Below are 18,464 nucleotides of genomic sequence, written 5' to 3' on the forward strand. Positions count from 1 at the left end.
CGGGCGAACCGCTACCTTACGGGGCCAAGGAGTTTGATCGTTCTACCTAGTGTGGGGTGTCTATGGTGGTCATCGGTGATGGCGAGCCGGCGGCCGACGCGGTGCGGGCAGCCGCGGGCCGGCTGCGCGGCGGCGACATCGGTCCACGGCGGGACGCCGTGGCCGAACTGGCCCGGCTCGGCGACGAGCATCCGGACCTGCGGCCGAACGTCGCGGAGGCGGTCTGCGCGTTCGTCCGAGAGCATCTGGCCCGGGACGAACACCCGGCGGACGGCGGCAACGATCCGGCCGGGCCGGAGGTACGGCGGGCGGCGCTCGGCATGCTCGCCGACCGGCTGCGTCCCGTACCGGACACGGCCGGGCCGGACACCGCCCGCTGGGACGGCATCAAGGTGGACCTGACCGGCGCGGTCGTGGACAGCATCGACTTCACCGGCTGCCGGTTCGCCCGGGCGACCTTCGCCGACTGCCTGTTCCGTGGCGATACCACATTCGAGGGAACGCGTTGGGAGCGCGAAGCGGTGTTCGCGCGCGCGGTGTTCGCCTGCGACGCCCGGTTCGCCGGTGCCCGGTTCGGCATGGAGGCCGTCTTCGGCCGGGCCCGGTTCCACGGCCGGGCCCGGTTCGACGATGCCCAATTCGACGGGCTCGCCTGGTTCGGATTCGGCGAGGAGGGTGTCTGGGAGGAGGAGAGCTGGGAGGATCTCGACGACGACGCCTTCACGGAGATGCTCGGGCCGGCGACCGCGATCCCCTGGTGCGAACCGAACGAGACCGACCCCCACTGGCCCGATGCGTACCTGATGGGTGAGTACCAGACCTGGGAGGAGGGCGGGGACGGGGCGCTGTTCCGCGATGCCGCGTCGTTCCGCGGCGCGCACTTCCGGGACGCCGCGTGGTTCTGGAAGGTGCGGTTCGGCGCGGCGGCGATGTTCCGCGGTGCGCGCTTCGACTCGCAGGTGTACCTGGACCAACCCGCCGCCGACCTCACCGAAGCCCGCGCTGCGGCCACCGACCTCGAACAGCGGTGGCCGTTCGGCTGGGCGACGGTACCCGCGGACGACGGCCCGGCACGCCTGGCAACCGACGCCGCCGTCGCCCCGTACGCACACCAGTTGGCCGCGGCCGAGGCGTCAGGGCGGCTGGCCGGGCTGCGGATTCTGGATGCGCTCGGCGACGTCCGACCCGAGTTGCGCGCCGAGATCGTCACCGCGGCCTGTGCGTACCTGCGGATGCCGCTGCCGTTCCCGGTCGGCGCCGCGGACCTCGACGACGAGCAGCGGGCCGAACTGGCCGTGCGGCAGGCGGCGCAGAACCTGCTCACAACGCACCTGCGACCGGCGGAGGCCGACCGGTTCTGGCCGGACGCGGAGCTGCCGCTGTCCGGTGCCACGCTGGTCGACCTCGACCTGAGCGGCTGCCGGCTGGCGTACGCGGACTTCACGGGCACCCAGTTCCACGGCGTCACGCGGCTCGACGGCGGTCTGTTCACCCGCGCCGCGCTGTTCCGCCTGCCCGACGGCAGCGGCTTCGCGACATTCCACGGGCCGGTGAGCCATGACGGAGCCGACCTCGGCGAGGAGCACCTCGCCCTGTCCGGACTGCCCCGTCAGCACACCGCCCGCGCCACGCTCGAATCACTGCTCGCGGCCAGCCCCGCGCCGTGACCACGCTGCCGGTCCGGCGTCGTACCAGCGGACCGACGCCCTGCCCGCACGGCGTGGCGGTCCCAGGGCCGCTTGTACGGGCCCGGGCTCTCAGCCGGCGTCATGCTTGCCAGGCTGATGCCGCCCGGGCACTGCACGATCCGACCGTTGGCGACCTCCTCGAAGCGCTGCCCGGACCGACCGGGCAGCGCTCCGCACACATCGAAGTGTGCTTCGCAGTCTGCTCCGGTGACCGGGCCGAGGGGTCAGGCGTGATCCACGAGCTGGGACTCGGACAGGCCCTTCGCACGTGCGCAGTGTGCGCAGCAGAAGAACTGTCCGTCGGCTTGCATGCCGTGACCGAGGATGCGGCACTGGCAGTTGACACAGATCGGGGCGATCTTCTGGGCGGCGCACTCGATGCTGTCGAAGACGTGGACCGCCCCGTCCGCGACACGTACCTCGAACGCCAGCTCGTATTCGTTGTGGCAGACCTCGCACACGGCCATGGACGATCATTCCTTGCTGCCGGAATCGATGAGCTGGGGCACCTGCACGTTCACTCGCCGGTGAAAGCGCGGTGCCCTGGACACTAGCGGAAGGGCGCACCGATCCTCCGGCAGCGCGTGCACTGCTGCCCGACCGTGCTGGCGGAATCACTCACACAGCGTCCTCGCGCCCAGCGCGGCAATCACGGAACCGTCCACCGGGTGGTGGTGGCACACCATGACCCGCGACTCAGGTCCGCAAACGGAGAAGACTGCCCCCACTCGCCCCCTCCCGGCACCCCCGGCCAAAACTGCTCGTCCCCTGCGCGCAGGACTGGACGCCCGAGCCCGCGGCCTCCTCACTGGCCGGGGCGGCAACAGCGCAAGCCGGTCACCCTCCCCTTGTGCGGCATACGGCACGGCATACGTCGAACGCCGACATCCTCAAGGACCGACCGCCAGGCCCGGCCGGGAAATGCCCGAGGTCATCAAGGGCGCGTTGTTCCTGCTGCGGTGAAGTACGAGGCGCTTGAAAGACGTTGTTGCGGCTCCCACCGGCTGCCCGGCTGTGTGTCAGGTTGTCGTGCTGACTTCGTTGCTGGTTCCTTGCTCCGCGGTGAAGCCGTGGAGGTGGAGGTCGCGAAGGACGCCGATTTCGGCGCCGTGGTGAGCGGCTTCGTCCAGGGCGTGGAGAGCCAGGAGCAGGTAGCTCTCGTGACCGTAGGAGCCGGCGCGGGGGCCCATGGGCTGGAGAAGACGGTCATCGCCAAGGAGTTCGACGCGGGTTCGGAATCGGGACCAGTCGGTGACCAGCATCTGGACGCCTTCGGCCGCCGTGCCCGGCCACAGGTGCTGGTCACCGCTCGGGGTTTCGTCGTCAAAGAAGCGGCCGTAGCCGCGCAGACAGTCTGCCCCGATGTGCCAGATACGCCACGCGATCGTCGTGAACGGTGCCGGACGGACATCGCCGGCGGGCCGTGGATCGGCACGGAACACACCGTTCTCATCCGCCCGGAGCGTCATGCACGAGGCGACGGGCTCCCAGAGGTACTCGGCGTCGGTGAGGCCGTCAAGGCGGGCGAGGGTTCTGGAACGTACGTCGTCAAAGGTCTCGAGCAGATCTCGGGTGACAGGGCCGGGCGAGGTCATTGGCTGCTCCGGGTTCGCCGACAGGTGAGGCCACCGTTGATCACCGGTGTGCGAAGACGGAAGATCACGCAGTGGCTGCGGGGCAAGCGTAATCTGCAATCCGCAGAGGACTTCGGTTTGCGCACGGTTGGGGACCGACTGCCGAGGGGGGCGTGTGCCGCGTCGCGCGCGGTGGGGGATTTGTCATGGGCCGGGCTCATCGTCTGGCTGATCGCCTGCTACTGACCCTGCTGCGCCCATCGGGCCCGTCACCGGAAGAGTGACGGGCCCGACTCAGTGTCTCGCGGCCTCTGGGTGCTGCGGAGGAGGCTCATCCCGTACGAGGCTCAGCTGCGATGATCTTCGCGTCGCGGTCGCACCATACCGTTGAAGTGCTGCCAGAGGCAGCCCAGTTGCCGTAGTGCCAGTACCTGTACTTCCTGGCATCCAGCGTCTCGCACCTGATGGCGAGGAAGAACGATCCGCCGGTGCAGGAGATCCTCGCCCCCTTGTGACCGCCGCTGCCGTCGATGATCTGCGGATAGCTCGGACAGATGAGCCCTGTGGCCCCGGCCGAGGCCGGCGACGCGAGGCCGAGCATGCCTGCGCCGGCCAGTGCGATGGATGTAGCGACGGCTGCGACCCGAGAACGAATGGACATGCTGTCCTTTCCTGGTGGTCCTTCGGCGTACGGAGGGAAGGAGGCTAGCGGCCCCGGTCACGATTCGGTAGGGTCCGCGCGGGGTGGAGGGGTCACTGACCGCTGAGGGCGCACGGCACGCGCGACGCCTGGCCGGTCGGGAAGCACCCGGCCACAGCCGACTCCATCACCGTGGCGAACACTCGCCGGGCCTACGACACGGCGCTCGGCAAGGTCGTCCCGAGCTCGGCGAGGGCCGGTACCTGTCGGCTGTCGCCAACGACGAGAACCAGGTTCTCGAACAGCTCTGGGGCACCGCCGTCAGTGCCTGGACGCCCGTCCCTGATCCGGCCGGCCCGGTTACGGAAAGCGCGACGTGCCGGCTTGGCCCGGGTGAACAGCGAGCGCAGGGCGACAAGTTGGTCGTGACGTCGGTCGCCGTGCAGTGCCTTGCCGGGGCTCAGCGCGAGCGCTCGACGCGTCGACGGAGCGCGAGGGGTTCCGGGCGGCGGCGGGCAGAGGGCGGAAGGTGGAGTCAGGGCGGGCGGTTCACCCTTGTCGACAGCGCTCGGGGTGGGCGGTTCACACCGTCGGCAGCACGATCGTGAACGTCGTCCCCGTCCCCACCGTGCTCTCCACGTCGATCGTCCCCTTGTGGTCCGAGACGATCTGCCGGGCGATCGACAGGCCCAGCCCACTGCCGCCCGTCTCCCGTCCCCGGGCCGCGTCGGCGCGCCAGAAGCGGTCGAAGACGTGCGGAAGGTCATCCGCAGGGATGCCCGTGCCCGTGTCGCGGACCTGGACGATCGCCCGGTCGCCGTGGTGCACCAGGCACAGCGTCACGGTGCCGCCCGCCCAGCCGGCCGACGAGTTCCGCGGACCGTGCCCTGTATCGCGCCACCGATGCCATCTTGATCTCCTCGTAGCCGCGCACGGTGTCGGGCAGTGAGGCGATCTCGACGGCCAAGCCGTGGCAGCCCTCGTCGAGATTCCGGCAGACCTCGCTGATCGTGGCCTCGTACTCGACGACCAGGGCCCGTTCCGTGCGCCGCACGCGTGCCGCTCCGAAGGGGTCCAGGCGGGTGCCACGGAGCCTGCGCATCGCGGCGAGTGCCTGGAAGGCGGGCTTGAACCAGGGGCCGAGTTCGATCTTGCGAGTCATTCCGAGTGCCCGCAGTACGGGCGGATGGAGACGGTAGGAGATCCGCGCGCCGTCCCCGAAGCGGGCCTTCACCTCCCGCTCGACCTCGGGGTCGAGGGAGAGCCGGGCCACCTCGTACTCGTCCTTGTACGCCATCAGCTTGTGCAGGTTCCTGGCAACGGCCTCGGTGAGTGCGGTCGAGCCGGGGACGCTCTCGCCCTCTGCTCGACGTACCTGTTCGACGAAGCGTGCGTACCTCGCTGCGTAGGCGGCGTTCTGGTACGCGATGAGGTCCGGTACCCGGACCGCCAGGAGCCGGGCGAGCTCCGACTCGGGGGCGGCACCGACCAGTTCGAGGGTACGCCGGGCCTCGTCGGACAGACCGCGCTCCGGCTTGGGTGAGGCGGCCCGCCCCTCCAGGAGATCGGCGAAGGCCTCGGGGTCGGCGACGGCCTGGCGGCCGAGACGGAACGCCTTGAGGTTGGCCTCGACTTTCACACCGTTGAGGGTGATCGCCTCCTCGATGGCACGGGCCGGCAGCGGCAGCCCGCCGGTCTGGTAGGCCGCGCCCGTGAGCAGGAGATTGGCGAACTGGTCCTCGCCCAGCAGGTCGTTGGCGAGCCGGCGCGCGTCGAGGAAGACCGCGTCCCTGGACTCTGTCCGGATCCGTTCCTTGAGAGGTCCGACGGGCGGGAACGACACCTCCGGGTCGATCACCATCTGTCCGGTCGGGACCTCTGCCGTGGAGACGACCGCCACTGTGCGTGCCGGGGTGGCCGTCGTCAGCTGTCCGGGATCGGCTGCGACGAGCAGATCACAGCCGAGGTAGAGATCGCACTCGTCCAGGGCCGCTTTACCGGCCTGATCCGTCGTCTCCTTGGTGATCTTGATGTCGGAGACCACCGCGCCGCCCTTCTGGGCCAGGCCGGTCTGGTCCAGGGCCCGGACGTGCCGGCCCGCGAGTGAAGCCGCGGTGCTGAGGATCTGGGCGAGCGTGACCACGCCGGAGCCCCCGACACCGGTGATCCGGGTGGTGTGGGATGCCGGTACGAAAGGCTCCGGATCGGGCAGAGCAGCGTCGTCCGGCATCGGGACGGGGACGAAGGCGGGCTTTTTGCCGACGGGGACGACGGTGAGGAACGAGGGACAGTCCCCCGCCAGGCAGGCGTAGTCCTTGTTGCAGGAGGACTGGTCGATCCGGGTCTTGCGGCCGAACTCGGTGTCGACGGGCTGCACGGAGAGGCAGTTGGACTGCTGTCCGCAGTCGCCGCATCCTTCGCACACCCGCTCGTTGATCACCACGCGCTCGGTGGGTTCGGGCACGAGGCCGCGCTTGCGCTTGCGTCGGAGTTCCGTCGCGCATTCCTGATCGTGGAGGAGCAGGGTGACGCCGGGGGTCCGGGCGAGCACCTCCTGGGCCTCGGCCAGGCGGTCGCGGTGCCAGACGACGACGCCCTTCGGAAGCGTGATCCTCCGGTAGCGCTTGACGTCCTCGGTCGTGACGATGATGCGCTTGACGCCCTCCGCCAGGAGGCCCTGGACTATCGCGGGCACGGGCATGACGCCGACGGGTTGCTGGCCGCCGGTCATCGCCACCGCCGAGTTGTGGAGCAGCTTGTAGGTGACGTTCACTCCCGCCGAGACCGCAGCGCGGATGGCGAGGCTGCCGGAGTGGTGGAAGGTGCCGTCACCGAGGTTCTGGATCAGGTGGTCGCGTTCGAGGAACGGCTGCATGCCGATCCACTGGGCGCCCTCGCCTCCCATCTGGGTCATGCCGATCACGTCCCCGGCCTGGGAGGGGGCCATGAGCGTGACCATGGCGTGGCAGCCGATCCCGGCCCCGACGGCGGCTCCCTCGGGTGCCTTGGTCGAGAGGTTGTGAGGACAGCCGGAACAGAAGTAGGGGGTGCGGGTGAGCAAGGGCAGAAGCGGCAGGCTCTTGCGCCGGGTTGTTGCCCGAATATTCTCCAACCAGCTTTGCACGGTGAGGAATTCACCCAGTTCGTTCAGGCGGGGTGCGAGCCGTGCGGCGACGGTGTCGGGATCGAGTTCTCCGTCGAGGGGAAACAGGGCCGAGCCGTCGGGTGTGCGCTTGCCGGAGACGGACGGCTGGTCACCCTGGCCGTAGAGCAGGTCCTTGAGAGCGGTCTCGACGAGTGGGCGCTTCTCCTCCACGACAACGATGTGGCGCAGTCCGCTCGCAAACCGTTCGACGACCGTGGGTTCCAGAGGGTGGATCATGCCGAGGTGCAGCAGCCGTACACCGCGGCGCCCCAGTTCCGCGTCGTCGAGTCCGAGGATGCGAAGGGCCTGGCGGAGGTCGAGGAAGGTCTTGCCCGCCGCGACGATGCCGATGCGGTCGTCGGGACCCGTTCTGGTGATCCGGTTGAGGTTGTTGGCGGCGGCGTAGCGACGGGCGATCTCCAGACGGGCGCCGTCCCGGCTGCGTTCCAGATCGCCGAGGGCCGGTTGCACCATCCGGCTGCCTACGGTGTGGCGGTACGACACCCCGTCGACCGCGAGGTCCGGAACGACCGGTGACACCCGTCCGGCGCTCACGTCGACGGTGCCGGAGCCGTCGGCGACGGCCGTCACGATCTTCAGCGCCACCCACAGTCCGGACGCCCGGGACATCGCCACACCGTGCAGCCCGAAGTCGAGGGCTTCCTGCGGGTCGGACGGGTAGAGCGTGGGCAGACCCAGATCTGCGAGGAGCAGTTCGGAGGCGCCGGGGACGGTCGACGACTTGGCGGCGGGATCGTCGCCGACCAGGGCCAGTGCGCCGCCGTCCGGGTGGGTGCCCATCAGGTTGTTGTGCCGGATGGCGTCCGAAGCGCGGTCGAGGCCCGGGGACTTGCCGTACCAGATGGCCGTGACACCGTCGACGCGCTTGTCCGGCTGCGCCGAGGCGAGTTGGGTGCCCTGGCCGGCCGTCGCCGCGAGTTCCTCGTTGACGCCCGGGCGGAAGACGATGTCGTACTCGTCGAGAAGGGAGCCGCAGCGCGTGAGTTCCATGTCGTATCCCGCGAGCGGCGAACCCTCGTATCCGGAGACGAATCCCGCGGTGCCGCGGCCCTCGCGACGGTCGGCGCGACGGATGTCGAGCGGCAGGCGGGCGAGGGCCTGGATGCCGGTGAGGTGAACGATGCCTTCTTCGCGTACGTATCGATCCTGAAGCGTGGGGCGGGAGCCGGTTGCTTTCTGGGGGGTCACCACTGCGTTCCTCCGGGTGGGGCATCTGTGGCCGTCGGGGCGGACGAGGAGTCGGGCCGGTACGGCAAGGGCGGGCGCCCGAAACAGCCGTGCCTGCGAGGCGCGGCCATGGTGCGCGTGTCGGTACTGGGGGCTCTGGTCGCCGGACGGGCCGTGCCACCGAACGGGACAAGAGGCCGGGAGTGAGGGCCGGGAGAGTGCCGGGCACGCGGCCCGGCGCCCCACAGACGCTCCATGCCGGGCCAGGCCCTGTCCGTCGGACTGCTGTCTGCCGCGCGGTGTCCGGCATGCACGCTCGCGGCGTTGCCGAAGTGGCCCAGTAGCTCTGCTACGAGGCCGTTCCGGCGCTTGGCGGTCGCACGCACCGGGACGCCGCGCGGCCGCTCTCCGGGGCGGCGACGGCAGTTCGACGACAGGACCTAGGCGGGCTGCTCAGTGGCGTTGAGCAGGGCGGCGAGCGCGGATGCAGGGGATGATCCCTCGGCGCTGTGCCACGCGATGTGACCGTCCGGCCGGACGAGAAGGGCTCCGTTCTCACGGATCCCGAGCAACTCGGGGCAGTAGCCGTCCGGGCTGGTGACGTCCCGGCCGATCACGACAGTTCGCTTCGCCACGCCCTCCCCGGTCTCCGCGAAGGCATCGGCCCAGTCGGCTCCCTCGGGCCCCGTGATGAGGGTGAAGCCCGGTATGAGGAGGTCGTGCGTGGACACCCGTTCCCCGGCACGTTCGATCCAGGCGTGCGGAAGTCGTGCTCCGGGGGCGGCGATCGGTGTGTAGTCGGTGGCCGAGAACGGGGCACCGTCGTCGTGCCGGGCCGCTCCGTAGACGTATCCGATCTCTTGGTTGAGCGCGTCGAAGTGCGGGCGCTGGGGAGGAATGGCGTCCGCGATCCGTCGGCGTTCCGCCGCGGCGACTGCCGGGTCGGGGCTTTCGAGGCGGGCGGCGATCCTGGTCGTTTCGGGCCCGATCCCGACCTCTGCCATCTTGATGGCGTTGAGCATGCTGTGGCGGGCGTTGTCGACGGCCACGGGACGGCGTTCGCGCTCGTACCCGTCGAGCAGGGCGTCGGAAGCACCACCCCTCAGAACGGCGGCGAGTTTCCAGCCGAGGTTGTCCGCGTCGGCGAGGCCGCTGTTCATCCCCAGGCCGCCTGTCGGCGGGAACTGGTGAGCCGCGTCGCCCACGAGGAACACACGGCCGCTGCGGTACGTCTCGGCGGTCCGGGCCGCCATGATCCACGGCCCGACGGAGCGGATGTCCACGTCGAGTTCGGTGGTTCCGACGGCCTCCTGGATGATTCGGGCACACCGCTCGGGCGGGTAGTCCTGCGGTGATTCGACAGCCGGGTCGAAGCTCCGCTGGAAGGTCCACCGGCGAACGCCGTCCATCCCGATGAGGAGTCCCGGGGAGGCGCTGTTGATCAGCCAGACCAGCAGAGCGGGGTCCTCTCCCATCCAGGGGGAGAGATCGGCGTGGAAATAGATGTTCAACTGGTGGCCGAGAACCGGGGAGTCGTCCATCTTGATGCCGAGCGTGTCGCGCAGGCTCCCGGTCGCCCCGTCCGCCGCCACGGCGTAACGGGTGCGCAGGATCTGCCGCCCGCCCACGCCTTCCACGGTGACATCGACGCAATCGCCGAGGTCCGTCACCTCCACGACGGTGGTGCTGTAGTGCACGGTGGCCATGCCCTGGGCGAGGACCGCGTCGAGGAGATGTCGCTGTACACGGTCCTGGGCGCAGGAGGTGAGCTGCTCGGCCGAGGCGTGGATCCGGTGCAGGAGCTGGTCCTCCGGGCCTTCGACGAGGTCGATGCGGCCCAGTGGTTCCCCGGCGAGGGTCTGCTTCCACAGGATGGTGCCGGCCCAGGCCGGGTCGGCGGCGTCCGCTCGGACGGCATCCGCGATGCCCCAGGTGCGGAACAGTTCCATGGACCTGGTGTTGACGACATGGGCCCGGGGGTGCGGATTGATCCCGTCGTACTGTTCGAAGACCACGCTGCGGACGCCGTGCCGGCCCAGGACGAGCGCGGTGGCGAGCCCGACGGGGCCGGCTCCGACGATGACGACCGGGGCGTCGATGTCGGTCATGCGCGCCTGACCAGTTCGGCGAAGGGCTCACCCGCGTCGAAGCGGCGCACCAGATCGTCCGGGTCGAAGGCGACCCCGATCGGATTGGCTTCGAAGGCTCCGGACCGGAACCACTCGTCGAGGGCTTCTTCGGTGGCGAAGTTGTCGATCTGGAGCTCGATGTGATTGCCGTCGGGGTCCTCGAAGTACATCGAGGTGGTCGGACCGTGGTTGATGCACCAGAAGGGCAGGATGCCGTCCTTCTTCAGCCGCTGGTACGTGCCGAGCAGATCTCCGAGCGTGGTGTAGGTGAATGCTGCGTGGTGCAGACCGGTGTGCGCGTCCGTCGGACGCTCGGAAGCCCCGGTGGCGACCAGCGCGACACGGTGGTGCTCGTCGTCGTAGGTCAGGAAGGCGAGGGCCTCGTTGGCGAAGGTGACGCGGCCTTCGAGGACGCGTACGTACCAGTCGGTCATGGGCGACAGACGGCCGGTGCGCAGGACGATGTGGGCGAGTTTGCCTGGAGAAGCCATGGAGTGGCGACCTCCTTATCGAGGGCATGACAGCCCTCTTGGCTGCCATGCAAGAGAACCTTAGGTGGGCTCTTGTATGGCAGTCAAGAGATCGGTGTCAGCGTGCCGCCGCGACGGCCGTCAGCGCCTCCATGAGGAGGTCGATGAACTCCCCGGTCGGTCGGTCCAGCCCCCGGGCGCTGACCAGAAGCCCCTCGAAGAGCACATGTGCCATGTCCGCCACGGGTGCGACGTCGACCCCCTCGGGCAGCCGGTTCGCGACGGCCGCGAGCAGGCGTCCCTCCAGCCATTCCCGCATGTGGGAGTAGACCTCGGTGAGGGCGGGCGACTCGTCCATACGGTCATACGCCTCCCGGTGCAGCCCGCGATACGCCTCCAGGTCGGCGAGGAACGTCACCAGTTGCCGCTGCGGATCCCCTCCGATCGCGGGATCCGTCTCCACGCGCTCCCGCTCGCGCTGGAAGAGGCGGTCCAGTGCGGCGGCGAACAGGTCGTCCTTGGTCGGGAAGTACCAGCGCACGGCGTTGGCCGCGACGCCGGCCGCCTTTCCGACCTCGGTCAGGCTGGTCCCCTTGTATCCCTTGACGGCGAAGAGCTCCCAGGCGCTGTCGACCAGGACGGCCTCGCGCTCGGCTTTGGGGATCTGTTGGCGGTTCCTTGGCATAGCAACCCAGCCTAGGCGGCACATCCCCGCCCTCATCGGCTGCACCCGGGAGCGGTGACTCGGTGGCCGATGAACTCTTGACTCGGAAACAAGAAATCTCTTGACTTAGATGCAAGAGAACATGTCCCCAACACGCGGGAGTCCGTGATGCGCCTGTACAGCACAGCCCTGGGCATCGCCAGGGAGGAGAGCCCCGGCGAGCTCTCCGTACTCGACCTCCCCTTCGCAGACCTGGGCGCCCTCCTGCGCGGACCGGGTGTCGACGCCGCGCGCGCCGCGGCGGTCGTCCGGCGGGTCGCCCTCGGCGAGGTCCGGGTGCACGCTCCCGTTCCCCGGCCCGGGAAGATCCTGATCGTCGGCCTCAACTACCGCAGCCATGCGGAGGAGGCCCTGGAGATGTTCGCCGCGATGGGGCGGTCCGACGTCATCCTGCCCGCTGAGCCGAATTTCCAGCTGGTCGCCGGATCCGCGGTCACCGCACCGGGCGACGACATCCGCCTCCCGGCCGTCGCGGCCGACCGGGTCGACTACGAGGGTGAGGTGGCCGTCGTGATCGGCCGGTCCGCGAGCGCGGTCTCCGCCGCCGAGGCTGCGAGCCACATCGCCGGCCTGACCATCGCCAACGACGTCTCCGCGCGCGATATCCAGCAGCGTGCGATGTCGGGCGATCCGACCGTGTCCCTCGGTGTGGCCAAGAGCTTCGACACCTTCAAACCGCTCGGCCCCTGCTTGGTCACCCCGGACGAGTTCACCGCGCCGCTCGACCTGCGGCTGCGCACCCTGGTCAACGGTGACATACGCCAGGACGACCGCACCAGCAGCTTCATCCACGGCGTGACCGAGCTGATCTCCTACCTCTCCCGTTATCAGACCCTCGAACCCGGAGACGTGATCCTCACCGGAACACCGCGCGGCGCCGGCGTGTTCTCCGGTCGTCATCTGCGGCCCGGCGACGTCGTCGAGGTCGAGGTCGAGCACATCGGCACGCTCCGGAACCGCGTGAGGGCCGCCCCCGGGGGCGCGAGCGCGGGTGCATGACAGCCGGGACGCACCGGACGTCGGGCGGCGGCGATGTACGGGACCTGCGGCATGCCGGGAAATGCCCCCAGGCGCCACAGGGCCACGGTGACGGCGCGGGCCGGGTGTCCGCGAAGAGCCGGTACGCATTCGCACCGGCACCGCGAGCACCCGCGGTCCTCCCGCGAGCACCCACGGTCCTCCCGTGAGCACCCGCGCCGCCGACGCCCACGCGCCATCGGCGACAGGGCGAACGGTCCCTGACGTGGCACTGAATGGCTGCTTTCGAGGGGCCGGTGAGCACAGCAAGGCGCGGCGACCCGCCTGTCCCAGCCTGACCGGCCGATTCCATGGGATCGGCCACGTACATGGGGCGCTGACCTGGATGTGTGATGTTGTGGCGCCATTTCAGGCCCTTCGCGGCTTCGCCCCACAGCTCGGCGAGCTCAGACGGCTCGGCTGCCATTTGGTGCAGAGCGTCACGGCCAACGTTTGGAAGTCTGCGGGCGAGACCCGTGAGGGAGTTCACCCCCTCGCGCACGGCGGCGTCGAGTGTGACCGTCAGAAACGGTTCAGCCGAGGCTGAATCAGCGAACCGAGCGCCAGGACCACGACCGGGTCCGCAGGCCTCATCCCGCGCAGGTCTTGCCCGAGCCGGGTTCCGACCCGATCGACACCCTGCGCGCCTTGGAGGATTTCGTCGGCCGGCCGGGGCACGGCCGACGAATCACGTCGTCGACAACCTCTCAGGGGATGGGGGACAGGGGCAGGGGGCAGGGACAGGCGGCGTGGCTAACTCGCGTAGCGGGCGTGCCCGATGTGCCACACGTAGGAGGCGGCGACGGCTTCCATCGCGTGAGCGTGATGCGCGAGTGCTTTCTTGTTGCCGGCGGCGAGTTCGGTGATTCGAAGGCGTGCGGTGGAGGCTTGGTCTTCACACATGCGGGAGGCCAGGCGGAACGCCTCTTCGAGGTCGCACTCACGGTGTCGGACCAGCAGGGTTGGCAGGCTCAGAGGAGTCGGGCCACCGCGATCTGTCTCCTTCGCGTACGAGGCAAGGTCGTTGATCCACCCGGCAAGGTCGGCGACGGCCTTCTCCAGTTCCCGCACCGCTGCCGAGGATCGCTGGTCCTCGGTCAGTTCGTATCCGAGCGCGACTTCCGCGGTCGCCATGACGGTCCGGACGAAGACTGTGTGGGGGCGCATCGCGCAGTAGTCGCTCAGGGTGACCTGGTCGGGCCTGTCGAGGTGATGGGCCTCCCAGAGGATGCCGAAGAGGTTGTCCCGCAGGTGCGCGGTGAGCCGTAGGTACTGCGTGGGCGTGGCCCGTTCCCGGAACCGCTGCAGCAGGTCCCGCAGGGCGGCGGTGCAGGCGTCGTCATCGGCCGCTGGCTCGTCGTGGCCGGCCAGCAGATGGACACAGTGACTGATGCGGCGGACCAGACGGGCGGTGTCACGGCCTCCTTCGGCCTCGCCGTGTACATCGTCGAACGCGGTGAGCCACAGAAAGAGATCGGCGCAGAGGAACACGCCGTCCCGGTCCGCTGTGGGCAGGACACGAGCCACCCCATGAGCCGTGATGTTGCAGAGGGCCTTCGCCTCGCCGGGTGAACCGATCAAGGGGAAGGTCCGGAGCCACTGGGCGGTCTGTTCCTCGATGGCGTCGGCATACGGGCTGGTGGCGAAGGGGCCGGGGAAAGAGCCTCGGAGGTCGGGCATCGGCAGGGTACGCGCGTCCGAGGTGCGGGTGTGGCTCATACGGCTGTCCCCGCGACGGTCCGCTGCCTGGTTTCGGCGACCATACGGGGGTCCGACGGATGCACGGTGAGCAGCCCGACAGGCTCCACGGCGGCGCCGGGAACGGGCCGCAGCCGCCAGCGGGAGGCGATGAACGCCGTGATGACGATCGCCTCCGTCCAGGCGAACGCGTCGCCGATGCACATGCGTTTTCCCGACCCGAAGGGGATGAAGGCTCCCCTCGGCGGCTGGGGGCGCTCCGGCAGCCAGCGGTCGGGGTCGAAGCGCAGCGGGTCTGGGTACAGAGCCGGGTCGCGGTGCAGTGCGTAGGGACTCCACAACACCTGCTCACCCGCCGGCAATTCGGCCTGCCCGAGGCGCACGGGCTTGGTGGCCTGCCGGGTCACCAGCCAGCCGGCGTGGTGCAGGCGCAGGGTCTCACTGACCAGTCTGCGGGTGAAGGCGAGTTGGGGGACGTGCTCGGCGGTGATCGGACCCTCTCCGACCACGGAGTCGACCTCCTCGTGCAGCCTGCGCTCCAGCTCGGGGTCGCGGCCCAGCTCGTGGAACAGCCAGGCCAGCATGACTCCGGTCGTCTCGGAACCTGCGGCCAGCAGCCCGATGATCTCCGACAGGATCTCGTTGTCCGGCAGTGGCGCACCGGATTCGTCCCGGGCCTCCAGGAGCAGCGTCACGAGGTCGTCGTGGACGTCGGGCTCGGTCCGGCGCTCCGCGATGATGTCCGCCACTTCGCTGCGCAGCAGGCTGCGAGCGGCCTTGAGCCGCCGGTTGCTGCGGGTGGGCAGCCGTTCCAGCGAGGACACGGGCACCATGGTGCGCCAGATGGCGGCCGTGAAGACCGTGTCGACGGCGTCGAGGATCGCGCGCGCCCGCTCCTGCTCCGCGCGGAAGGAGCACAGCACCGACATGGCCACGTCCTGGGCCATCAGCCCCATTTCGGTCTTCAGGTCGAGCAGTTCCCCCTCGTGCCAGCCCGTGATGGACGGCTCCACCGTTTCCCGCATCGTGTTGACGTACCTGCTGACCTGCTCGCGGTGGAAGGCGGGCTGGAGCAGTCGGCGCCGACGCAGGTGGGGCGCGCCCTCCGCGACCGGCAGGGCCGACTGACCGAAAAGCTTGAGCTTCTCGCCCAGCAATCCCTTGGAGAAGGAGCCGGACCTGCTGGTGAGCATCTCGTGGATCAATTCATGCGAGTTGACCACGGTCACCTTCTTGGGGCCGACCGATATGCGGACGATCGGCCCGTATGTGCGCAGGTGTTCGACGAACTTCAGGCGGTCTTTGACCAGGGGCACAACGTGTCCGATGAGCGGCAGCCGCCCCGGAGCGGTCGGCGGAACGTCCATGCCGGCAGTCACATCTATGTCGGTAGTCACGCGTCCGTCCTTTCCATATCCGCTTCTGTACATGCGGCTGCGCGACGTGCCCGCAGCAACTCGCGCGCAGCGAGCACCTCTGCTTCGATCACTGCGGTGGGCGCATAAAGGGTTTTGTCGTGCCACAGGGCGGGGTGCCGGCGGCTGGCGTGCGAGGCGGCGCGCAGGTATGTCTCGGCGAGGTCCAGAGCCCGGGTGTGCTGTGGCTGCGGCGCGGGGGTGGCGGCGCTCAGCAGGATCTTGACGGCGTATGCGGTTTCTTCGACGGTGCCGCCCCACACGCCCCAGGAGCCGTCGGCGCGCTGAGTGTCAGTTGTCCACGCGGCGGCGCTCTGGACGGCCCTGGACGCCTGGTGGCCGCCGTACTGTGCGAGCGCGGTGACGCTTCGCGCGGTGGCGTAGTACGGGGAAGCATGCCATTTGTCGGTCCAGTGTCCTTCGGGTTGCTGCTGGCCGGTCAGCCAGTCGCACAACTTTGCTGCTCGGGGGCCGTACATGCCGTCTGCGGTCGGGCAGCGCCGCAGGTAGCTCACGAGGGCCTGGAGGGCGTGGGCGTTCGCGGTGACCGATCCGGTGTCCTCGCCGATGTAGCAGTCGTAGTGGCTGCCGTTGTGGAACAGGTCCAGCGGTGCCGGGTCGTACGGCAGGTCGACGAGCGAGGCAACCAGCACCGACATGGCGGTGTCGTCGGCATCGGTCATGAGGCCGGGCGCACCGCGCACCCCTTGGGAGTCGTAGATCTCCTCGGCCCACCTGCGGACAGTGGGAAGAGCGGCGGCGGGCAGGTGGGCGCGCGCCAGCGCGGCGGCGACCCATAGCCGTTCGACCACGCGGAGGGGCGCGGCCTCGGGGAAGAGACCGTCGTAGCGCTGCGCCACTGCTGTGAGGTCGGCGACGGCCTGAGGGGTGGTGGCGGGTGACCGTGCTGCCCGTGCCGCGGTGGCGGCCGGCGAGCTGCCCAGCAGGCCTTCGACGTCGGGGACGAGAGCCGGCGGTATGTAGCCGGCTATGCCTTCGAACGTGTGGTGAAACTTGACGGGCAGGCTGCCCGTCGGCTCATATCGCCTGGCCACGTAAGCAGGTGCCGATTCGTGGAAGCCGCCCGGAACCGGCAGCAGGGGGCCACCGATACCTGGCATGTCCTCGCCGGTGGTCAGGGACCCCAGCTTCTCGTTGATCTCGGCCACCAGGCTGGGTACGAGTATTTCCGCTGCAGCGGTGTCCGGCCACGGGCACACCGGCGGCAGTGATCGCAGTACGTCGAGGCCCCGGTTCACCGCGGCCGTGAGCCGGGCGGTGACCTCTGCGGACGTGGTGCCCCTTTGCAGGACGGCCAGGGCGGCCTCCACCCCGCTGAGTGTCGGCAGGAGCCGGTAGGGCAGCGGTCCCTCCCCCCAACTGCCGTCGGGGGCCTGCTGTTCCAGCAGGTACGTGATCCGCCGTGGCTCCCCGGGCAGCCACGGCGCCGCAGAGAGGACGCGGGTTGTCTCGTACAGGGACGGACCGACGCTTCCCCATCCGTCCTGGTCGGCCCTGGTCACCAGGCTGGTGGCTCGTTCGGCGTAGGACGTGCCGATGGGCGTGCTGATGCTCACGGGGCGACTTCCTCCTCGGAGTTCTGATGACGGTGCGCGGCGATGCTCATGTCTGTCTGGCCGTTGCGTCCAGGGCGAGCCGGCGCAGGGAGGCTGTCGCACTTCCAGGGAAAGGAGCGTTGTCCAGGGCGGCGAGGGCGGTGGCCCGTCGTGCGGTGATCATTTCCTCCACGGTCTTCCGGGCGCCGGTGGAGTTCAGGATCGTGCGGACCGCGGCGGCGTGTTCCTCGTTGAGGTCGCTCCGCCCGACGAGCTCGCGCAGTGTTTTCAGTTCGGCCGTGGAGGCTCGCTGGACCGCGAGCGCCATCAGGACGGTGGCCTTGCCTTCGCGCAGGTCGTCCAGTATTGACTTGCCTGTCTTGGCAGGGTCACCGAAGACCCCGAGCAGGTCGTCCCGCAGCTGAAACGCTTCTCCTAGCGGTATGCCGAAGGCGGTGCAGGCATCGAGTACGGGTGGGGCGGCTCCGGCCGCTGCCGCCCCTATGTGCAGGGGCCGTTCTATGGTGTATTTAGCCGTCTTGTATCGAATGACATGCAGTGCTGTATCCACGTCGCCGGCAAGGCGGCCGGTGGTCTGCAAGTCAAGGAGCTGGCCGTACATGACCTCGCTCCGCATTTCGGCCACCAGGGGCAGCACCTGTGCCAGCCGTCCCGGGCTGAGGTCCGCTGTGCGCAGGAGTTCATCGGACCACACCAGGGACAGGTCCCCGAGAAGGACGGCCGCGCCCAGACCGTGCGCTTCGGCCCTGCTGCCCGGGCCGCCGCTGTCGGTATACGCGGTGGCGAGCGCACGGTGGGCGGACGGCCGGCCGCGGCGGACGTCGCTGTCATCCATCACGTCGTCGTGTACGAGGGCGAACACCTGGAAGAGTTCGAGGCTGGCGGCAGCGCGAACGGCAGCAGTCATGTCGCCTGTTGCTCCAGCGGCCTGCCATCCGTACAGGCACAGCAAGGATCGCAGTCGTTTTCCGCCGGTCAGGAGTCCGCGCAGGGCGGTGGTCAGGTAGAGCAGCTCTTTTCCTGGCGCAGCACGTTCCTTGGCGTCCAGGAATTCCGTCAGAGCCGCGCCCACCTTCTGTCGTAGGGAAGCGAGCTCGGGCAGTCCAGTAGGAAGGGTTTGTGTCACCGGCGGTTGATCCTCTTTCGTTCGAGAACCGTCGTTGCGGTTCCGTTCTTGCAGAGGACGGGCCAACTGACCC

At 69.3% G+C, this 18,464-nt stretch carries 13 protein-coding genes and 1 pseudogene; 2 read left to right on the forward strand and 12 right to left on the reverse strand.

Annotated elements, in window-relative coordinates:
- The first annotated feature begins 62 nt into the window (after window positions 1–62).
- Window positions 63–1,667, forward strand: coding sequence for a pentapeptide repeat-containing protein (locus tag IE107_RS29815; protein WP_229867358.1), 1,605 nt, complete (start codon window positions 63–65; stop codon window positions 1,665–1,667).
- 245 nt (window positions 1,668–1,912) lie between these two features.
- Here the strand turns inward: IE107_RS29815 and IE107_RS29820 are convergent, their stop codons facing one another.
- The 8 genes and pseudogenes from IE107_RS29820 to IE107_RS29855 form a co-directional block, all read right to left on the reverse strand.
- Window positions 1,913–2,155, reverse strand: coding sequence for a metallothionein (locus IE107_RS29820; protein WP_189547471.1), 243 nt, complete (start codon window positions 2,153–2,155; stop codon window positions 1,913–1,915).
- A gap of 552 nt (window positions 2,156–2,707) precedes the next feature.
- Window positions 2,708–3,283, reverse strand: a complete 576-nt coding sequence (locus tag IE107_RS29825) for a DinB family protein (RefSeq protein WP_189547472.1) — start codon at window positions 3,281–3,283, stop codon at window positions 2,708–2,710.
- Window positions 3,284–3,593: 310 nt separating this feature from the next.
- A complete protein-coding gene (locus tag IE107_RS29830; protein ID WP_189547473.1) occupies window positions 3,594–3,923 on the reverse strand; it encodes a hypothetical protein in 330 nt (109 codons plus the stop codon).
- A gap of 561 nt (window positions 3,924–4,484) precedes the next feature.
- Window positions 4,485–4,754, reverse strand: a pseudogene (locus tag IE107_RS29835) (sensor histidine kinase); the annotation flags it as partial.
- The gene (locus tag IE107_RS29840) at window positions 4,666–8,256 is read right to left on the reverse strand and encodes an indolepyruvate ferredoxin oxidoreductase family protein (RefSeq protein ID WP_189547474.1); all 3,591 of its coding nucleotides are present in this window, start codon (window positions 8,254–8,256) and stop codon (window positions 4,666–4,668) included. The gene IE107_RS29840 and the pseudogene IE107_RS29835, both read right to left, overlap by 89 nt.
- Before the next feature lie 419 nt (window positions 8,257–8,675).
- Window positions 8,676–10,343 carry an FAD-dependent monooxygenase gene (locus IE107_RS29845; RefSeq protein WP_189547475.1) on the reverse strand — a complete coding sequence of 556 codons (1,668 nt, stop codon included), beginning with the start codon at window positions 10,341–10,343 and terminating at the stop codon, window positions 8,676–8,678.
- Window positions 10,340–10,855: a VOC family protein gene (locus IE107_RS29850; protein ID WP_189547476.1), complete on the reverse strand. Its 516-nt coding sequence runs from the start codon at window positions 10,853–10,855 to the stop codon at window positions 10,340–10,342. The genes IE107_RS29845 and IE107_RS29850 overlap by 4 nt, the downstream gene beginning before the upstream one ends.
- A 97-nt stretch (window positions 10,856–10,952) precedes the next feature.
- The gene (locus IE107_RS29855; protein WP_189547477.1) at window positions 10,953–11,519 is read right to left on the reverse strand and encodes a TetR/AcrR family transcriptional regulator; all 567 of its coding nucleotides are present in this window, start codon (window positions 11,517–11,519) and stop codon (window positions 10,953–10,955) included.
- A gap of 147 nt (window positions 11,520–11,666) precedes the next feature.
- On the opposite strand from IE107_RS29855, the gene IE107_RS29860 reads away from it, so the two are divergent.
- Window positions 11,667–12,557, forward strand: coding sequence for a fumarylacetoacetate hydrolase family protein (locus IE107_RS29860; RefSeq protein ID WP_189547478.1), 891 nt, complete (start codon window positions 11,667–11,669; stop codon window positions 12,555–12,557).
- Window positions 12,558–13,328: 771 nt separating this feature from the next.
- On the opposite strand, the gene IE107_RS29865 is transcribed toward IE107_RS29860, so the two are convergent.
- The 4 genes from IE107_RS29865 to IE107_RS29880 are packed head-to-tail and all read right to left on the reverse strand — an operon-like array spanning window position 13,329 to window position 18,457.
- Window positions 13,329–14,294: a terpene synthase family protein gene (locus IE107_RS29865; RefSeq protein ID WP_189547479.1), complete on the reverse strand. Its 966-nt coding sequence runs from the start codon at window positions 14,292–14,294 to the stop codon at window positions 13,329–13,331.
- A complete protein-coding gene (locus IE107_RS29870) occupies window positions 14,291–15,670 on the reverse strand; it encodes a cytochrome P450 (RefSeq protein ID WP_189547480.1) in 1,380 nt (459 codons plus the stop codon). Before IE107_RS29870 ends, IE107_RS29865 begins: the two co-directional genes overlap by 4 nt.
- Window positions 15,667–17,265, reverse strand: a complete 1,599-nt coding sequence (locus IE107_RS29875) for a prenyltransferase/squalene oxidase repeat-containing protein (protein WP_189547481.1) — start codon at window positions 17,263–17,265, stop codon at window positions 15,667–15,669. The genes IE107_RS29870 and IE107_RS29875 overlap by 4 nt, the downstream gene beginning before the upstream one ends.
- A 46-nt stretch (window positions 17,266–17,311) precedes the next feature.
- Window positions 17,312–18,457: a polyprenyl synthetase family protein gene (locus tag IE107_RS29880; protein WP_229867347.1), complete on the reverse strand. Its 1,146-nt coding sequence runs from the start codon at window positions 18,455–18,457 to the stop codon at window positions 17,312–17,314.
- Between the last annotated feature and the right edge of the window lie 7 nt (window positions 18,458–18,464).

The organism is Streptomyces gelaticus (genome assembly GCF_014649535.1).
In the GTDB taxonomy this organism is placed as follows: domain Bacteria; phylum Actinomycetota; class Actinomycetes; order Streptomycetales; family Streptomycetaceae; genus Streptomyces; species Streptomyces gelaticus.